This is a genomic window from Succinimonas sp., assembly GCF_045225735.1.
Taxonomy (GTDB): Bacteria; Pseudomonadota; Gammaproteobacteria; order Enterobacterales; family Succinivibrionaceae; genus Succinimonas.
This window is the reverse complement of record NZ_JBGVBR010000038.1, coordinates 1-5464: the sequence shown is the minus strand read 5'-3', so window position 1 is coordinate 5464 and position 5464 is coordinate 1. Positions and strand designations below refer to the sequence as shown.

The following is a 5464-nucleotide window of genomic DNA, read 5'->3' as shown; positions in this document are numbered from 1 at the left end:
CGCCGGCATTTTCCCGGCCAGCATTTTCTCCGTTCGTTTTTCCAATTCGGGATCCCGGGACAGGAGATGTCCAATCAGCCGGGAATTCCCGCAGAGCCAGGAGAGCCGGAATTCCCACCAAAAGTCAGAACCGGGGCACCGCAGGATTATCGTTCCTTCATATTGCGGGCAAACCTGGCATCCTGATTCTCCGGAACGGTGAAAGAGCTGCCTGAAACCATCTGTCTTTTTCGGGAAATAACAGCAAAAGCCCCGGCCTTTTTCGCAAGAACCCGAAAAAAGGCCAGGGCCTGAACCCGAAAATCGTCTGCCCGAAAAATATTCAAGCCTTGCTGCAGCCGTTTCTTCAGCTGTTTACTTCATCTCTTTCAGCAATTACCGGTATAAACATGATCAAGATGCTTCCGGGCGACCTCCGCCAAATGGTATACCGTTTCCACAGGAGTAGCCTTGCGGTCTATCATGCGGAATTTCGGAAAAAATCGCGTTACATGAAGGGGAACCCCCTTCCCGATTGCATTGCCAGCCTCGTCCCGGAGCCCGGCCACCCAGCCGGCAAGAAGATCCATGGCCTCATCGGTGTCATTTTCACCGGTAATAACAAGATTGGTGATCTCCACGTGGCACTTCTGAACCGCCCGGGAAATAAACTCCTTTACCATTTCCAGATCTCCGCCCATGAACTTCCGGTACAGCCGGGCATCAAAGCATTTCAGATCAATGTTCATGGCATCAATATAAGGAAGAAGCTCATCCAGCACCTCCGGAGTCGCTGTGCCGTTAGTCACCATCACATTGACCATGCCGGCCTCGTGTACCAGTCTGGCGGTGTCCCTTACAAACTCATAGGCCACCAGAGGTTCGTTGTAGGTGTAGGCCACTCCGATATTGCCCCGTTCCCGGAGCCGGGAGGCTGCCGTTACGATTTCCTGGGATGTGGTTTGCCTGGCGCCGCGTCCGGAGAGAGCTTCATCCGACCAGGAGATCTCAAAGTTCTGACAGAAGGGACAGCGGAGATTGCAGCCGTAGCTCCCGACAGAGAGAATCATGCTGCCCGGCATAAAGTGATACAGGGGCTTCTTTTCAATGGGATCCAAAGCAATGGAGGTTATTCTGCCGTAGGAAATCGGCACGATCTTACCCTCTTTGAGAGTCCGCACCCCGCAAACTCCGGTTTTCTTCTCAGCAAGATCACAGTGTCTGAAGCATACTCCGCATCTCATCCCGCTATCCTCCGTATGAATTCCATAAGCCGCTCGAAAACTCCGAGGAGTTCAGGATCGTAACTTAAACGCCTCTCTGAATACCCCCCGCTCTCAGAACCGAATCAGGTCTGAGAACCGAACGCAGCATACCTGTCATTATGCCCGCAAACCTCCTAAAAATCCAAAGGAGCGAGTCAATGTGTGAGGGCAGCAGCTCCGAGATCACAAGTAACGCCCGAAAGCTCAATTACAGGGAAATGCGGGAAAGTGAACACCGGAGCAGTATCCGTCCCCCGATATCAGCTTCTTTCCCGCAAATAATCCTCCGAATCAGAATACAGAAGCCGGTAAATCAGGTAGAATCAAACTGATAGCAGTTAAAGGAACGCAAGATGGTAACCAGACACCGCGGCATCATCACCAAAAAAGCCGCTCCGGGCGATCCCGGAACAATTTTTGACGGGCACGTCGTATCCTTCTACCGGGATTCCCCGCAGGTTAACGGCTTTGCAGAGGGTGATCTTTGCGACTACACCATCAGCATTTCCGGGGAAGGACGGGAGGCCGTGCATATTCTCCCGCCCGCGGGAAGAGGCCCTAACAGTCCCGAAGCCCGGGCCTTCGCCGGCCTTGAGCCCCTGCCGGAGGAATCCCGGAAAGGAGCCTCCCGGGCAGCCCCTTCCGGAGAGACCGCTTCCGAAAATACTAAGCCGCATCCCGAAGATACTCCGGAGGAAGACTCCGGTCTGCTTCCGGTGTACCGGGAATTCCGCAGCATTCTCATCTCCCGGGATATGGATCAAAGCGCTTTCGAGAACCGGTTTACCGGAGACCGCGTCCTGCTCCTCTCTATTCCCTACCACTTTTCCTGCGCTCCCAATATGCCCTGTTCCCGCAGCATGGTGGAACGCCATCTCCTCTCTCTGGCGGAAAGCATGGGGTTTAATGCCGTGCTCTCCAATAACTTTTCCGGACCAGGACACCATAACCGCCCGCCTCTCACCACACTTCCAGAAACCCTCGGCACTCCGGAACCGGAAAGCATCGCCGCGGAGCTGGAATGGATCCCTGAAGAAGATGATGAAAACGAAGGAGAGTCAGCGATCCGGGTTTACCACATTGATGCGGTGCTGGGATATTTTGTGGAAATCGCCGAATATTCTGACAATGCCGCATTGGCCCGGGAAAGAAACCGCTTCTTCGCCCGCAAAAGAAATCTGATCCTGGAAGCCTTTAACAAGCACCGGGCCGTCAAGGCCACCGGACAGAAGGCGGTGCTTATCATTGCTCTTATCGGCATCACCCTGCTGATTCTGCTTATCTGGCAGCTCTGGAAAGGCGGGAACTACCTTTTGTACCAGCTTTTCGGATAGAGCAGTAAAGTAAAGCAAAAGAAAAGGCGGTTACATACCGTGAGGCAACAAACCCTCAGAATCAGCAAGCAGGCACTAAGCTGGTAGCAAGCAGAAAACCGGAAAACAGCAGTAACACGATCCGGTCTTATGGTTAATCGTCATTCACTTCCAAAAGCAGCGCCTGCTTTCTGGTCTCTTCGGCCACAAAGCCGGCGGAATTAAGCTGGTCAATACTCCCCAGATTCACCTGGTACACATACTCAGCCATAAGATCCCGGTACTTTATCCAGGCTCTTTCCGCCTCCTTAAGCTTCTTTTTGCAGAGATCCACTCCGGTACCGCCGGTAATATCCCTTCTGACCTCGCAATGCTTCATGGCCTTCTTGTAGTTATCGTTCAGGAGTTTGTCGTAATGCTTTCTGGCGATGGAAATGCAGTCAAGGATGTCCGTATTGGCGGTAGCCTTCTTCATGCACTTGGCATAGCCGGGCACCTCTTTGTTAAAATCGGCCTCGGAATCTGCCAGAGCGGCGGAACACAGAAGAGCGGCAGCAATGGCTGCGGCGATGCCGGTGAATTTCATAAAAACCTCGCAAAAATTACAAAATACGGAAGAGTTCCGGAAAGGCTCCTCAAAAAGCAGGAATCCATGGCTGATAATAGCACAAATCCCTGCCGGCAAATAAACAGACTGTCATACAGATTAAGAGTTTCCGGGCCATTTCCGAGCTAAGGAGCCTTTCTGTTTTTCCTTTATCTGACAGTCTCTCCCGGGTTTAAGTTCTAACGTTACAGCAACGCCGTGATATCAGACTTGGAAACAAAAACAAGGCCGTTACGGTCTTTCCTCCCGCTGCCTCCCGCCTGTATCTCCCTGTTTTGGGACATGCGACACTTTTTTACGGCAACCTGTATGCTAACCTGGTAAAGGATCAGGGAAATATAATCAGCAGGAAATCAAACTTCTTTTCGGCTGACGGGTATGCTCATGAACACACCAAGACGAAACTGGACACGCGAAGAGACCATTCTGGCATTTGAGCTTTACTGCCGGACGCCCTTCGGCCGTATTGGCAAGAGCAATCCGGACATTATCCGTCTTGCCGAGCTCATTGGCCGGACGCCTGATGCCGTAGCTTTTAAGATGTGCAACCTGGCGCACTGCGATCCCGTGCATCAGGCCCGAAATGTCAGCGGCCTTGCCCACGGCAGCAAAACCGATAAGGAAGTGTTTGAGGAATTCTCCCAAAGCTGGGATGAGCTCGCCATGAACGCTCAGGAGATCCTCGCCAGAATGACCAATAAAACCCTTCTGGAGGTGGTGGAGGAAACTCTTAAAACACCGGAGGGCAGCGATCTTCCCGGTCTGGACAGTTTCCCGGCCGGCGACATCAGAGAACAGGTTATTAAAACCCGGGTGGGCCAGGACTTTTTCAGAAAGGCGGTACTGGCAAACTACGGGAACGCCTGCTGCATTACCGGAATTGCCGAGCCCCGGCTTCTTATTGCGAGTCACATCAAGCCGTGGGCCGTCAGCAATGACCGTACTGAAAAGCTGAACCCCAGAAACGGACTCTGTCTCAATGCCCTGCATGACCGTGCGTTTGATCAGGGACTAATCACCGTGGATCCCGAGGATCACCGCATCATTATCTCCCGGCAGCTTGCGGAGGTGCCCATGGAGCAGGAAACCCGGGATTGGCTCATGCATTTCAAAGATCAGAAGATCGCCAAGCCCGGCTCCTTCTTACCGGATCCTGATTTTCTGGAATACCACAACGAACATATTTTTCTGAAATAGTCCGGAACAGCACCATCCGGAAAGTTCGGACTCGCCGTATTCCACAGGAACGCAGCCTGCCTTGCCATGTTTACCCGAAAAACCTCCCGAACCTTCCGAAAACTGGAAAAGCAGCGAAGCTCAGAAATGAAGATTCCCTGAACGTTCTTTTGCCACCCTTCCCCGTTGCTTCATCCCGCTGCCTTTCATGGCGCGATTACGAGATTGCGCCGGTCTGCCTGAACTCGCCGCGGATTTGCGGATTCCCGGATTACTGATAGCCAAGGAACTCTTTAAGCTTCGTATCAGACAAAAGATCTTCTTTGGATAATCCGAAAGATCTGGCAGGAACAATTTCCAGGTAACGATCCAAAAACTCCTCGTAAGTCTTTGCCTCAAAGCAATACGGCGTGATAAAGAATTCTCTGGTGCCCCCGGTCACTCTGTCGCCGGCCTGCACGGTTACCTTGTAGTCCCCGGTTTTCAGCCTGGCAAATACATACTTTTCAAGGTGCCAGCCATAGAGATTGATATCCCCGAACGAAACGGGATACTCAGCCACAACGGGATTTGCTCTGAGCGCGATTCCCTGATACTCATACACGGCAATTTCTATAAAGCGTTCTGCCGAACTGCAGTCCTCTACCATCGGGCTGTCATTATCGTCGCTCTCTCTCACAAATTCCAGATCGCCGCCGACCTCCTTTATCGCAAAACGCCGTGAACTCTCCAGCATTTTTTTATCAAGCCAGCGATAATCCTTTTTGACCTTATCGTATGCTTTGGCCAGATACACTGAGATATCGGTGCCGTACTTGAACTTTTCTGCCGGATTAGAGTTTTGCACGGCTGTTTTCGTATACTCGCAAAGGAAAGAAATGAAATCGTCTGCCCCGCTGCCTCCCGTCCACGGAGTGACTATATCCGTGCCGTAATATGATTTGCTGACTTGCCCGAAAACCAGCTTTCCATGGCATGGAGCAATCGCATACGGGGTTACTTTTTTCATTTGGGTGACTGTGGCCCAGGGATACTCCTTTTTGAGCTTTTCCAGAGCTTTTTGGTAATACACCTCGATATCAGTGCCGTATTTGAAAAGCTCCTGGTCAACAGACGGATTACGG

The 5464-nt window shown here is 52.0% G+C and carries 5 protein-coding genes; 2 read left to right on the top strand and 3 right to left on the bottom strand.

Features of this window, described 5'->3' with window-relative positions:
* Positions 1–368 precede the first annotated feature (368 nt).
* Entirely contained in the window at positions 369–1244 is an 876-nt protein-coding gene (gene amrS, locus ACJROR_RS01385; protein WP_406038932.1) for an AmmeMemoRadiSam system radical SAM enzyme, read from the bottom strand.
* Positions 1245–1597: 353 nt separating this feature from the next.
* Here amrS and ACJROR_RS01380 point away from each other — a divergent pair, with 353 nt between their 5' ends.
* On the top strand, positions 1598–2578 hold the full coding sequence (locus ACJROR_RS01380) for a hypothetical protein (protein WP_406038784.1): 981 nt from the start codon (positions 1598–1600) through the stop codon (positions 2576–2578).
* A gap of 133 nt (positions 2579–2711) precedes the next feature.
* Here ACJROR_RS01380 and ACJROR_RS01375 read toward each other — a convergent pair whose 3' ends face one another.
* Complete coding sequence (locus tag ACJROR_RS01375) at positions 2712–3143, bottom strand: lysozyme inhibitor LprI family protein (protein ID WP_406038782.1); 432 nt, start codon at positions 3141–3143, stop codon at positions 2712–2714.
* Between the two features lie 405 nt (positions 3144–3548).
* On the opposite strand from ACJROR_RS01375, the gene ACJROR_RS01370 reads away from it, so the two are divergent.
* Positions 3549–4361 carry an HNH endonuclease gene (locus ACJROR_RS01370; protein WP_406038780.1) on the top strand — a complete coding sequence of 271 codons (813 nt, stop codon included), beginning with the start codon at positions 3549–3551 and terminating at the stop codon, positions 4359–4361.
* Positions 4362–4611: 250 nt separating this feature from the next.
* On the opposite strand, the gene ACJROR_RS01365 is transcribed toward ACJROR_RS01370, so the two are convergent.
* A partial coding sequence (locus ACJROR_RS01365) for a hypothetical protein (protein WP_406545536.1) occupies positions 4612–5464 on the bottom strand: 853 nt, incomplete at its 5' end.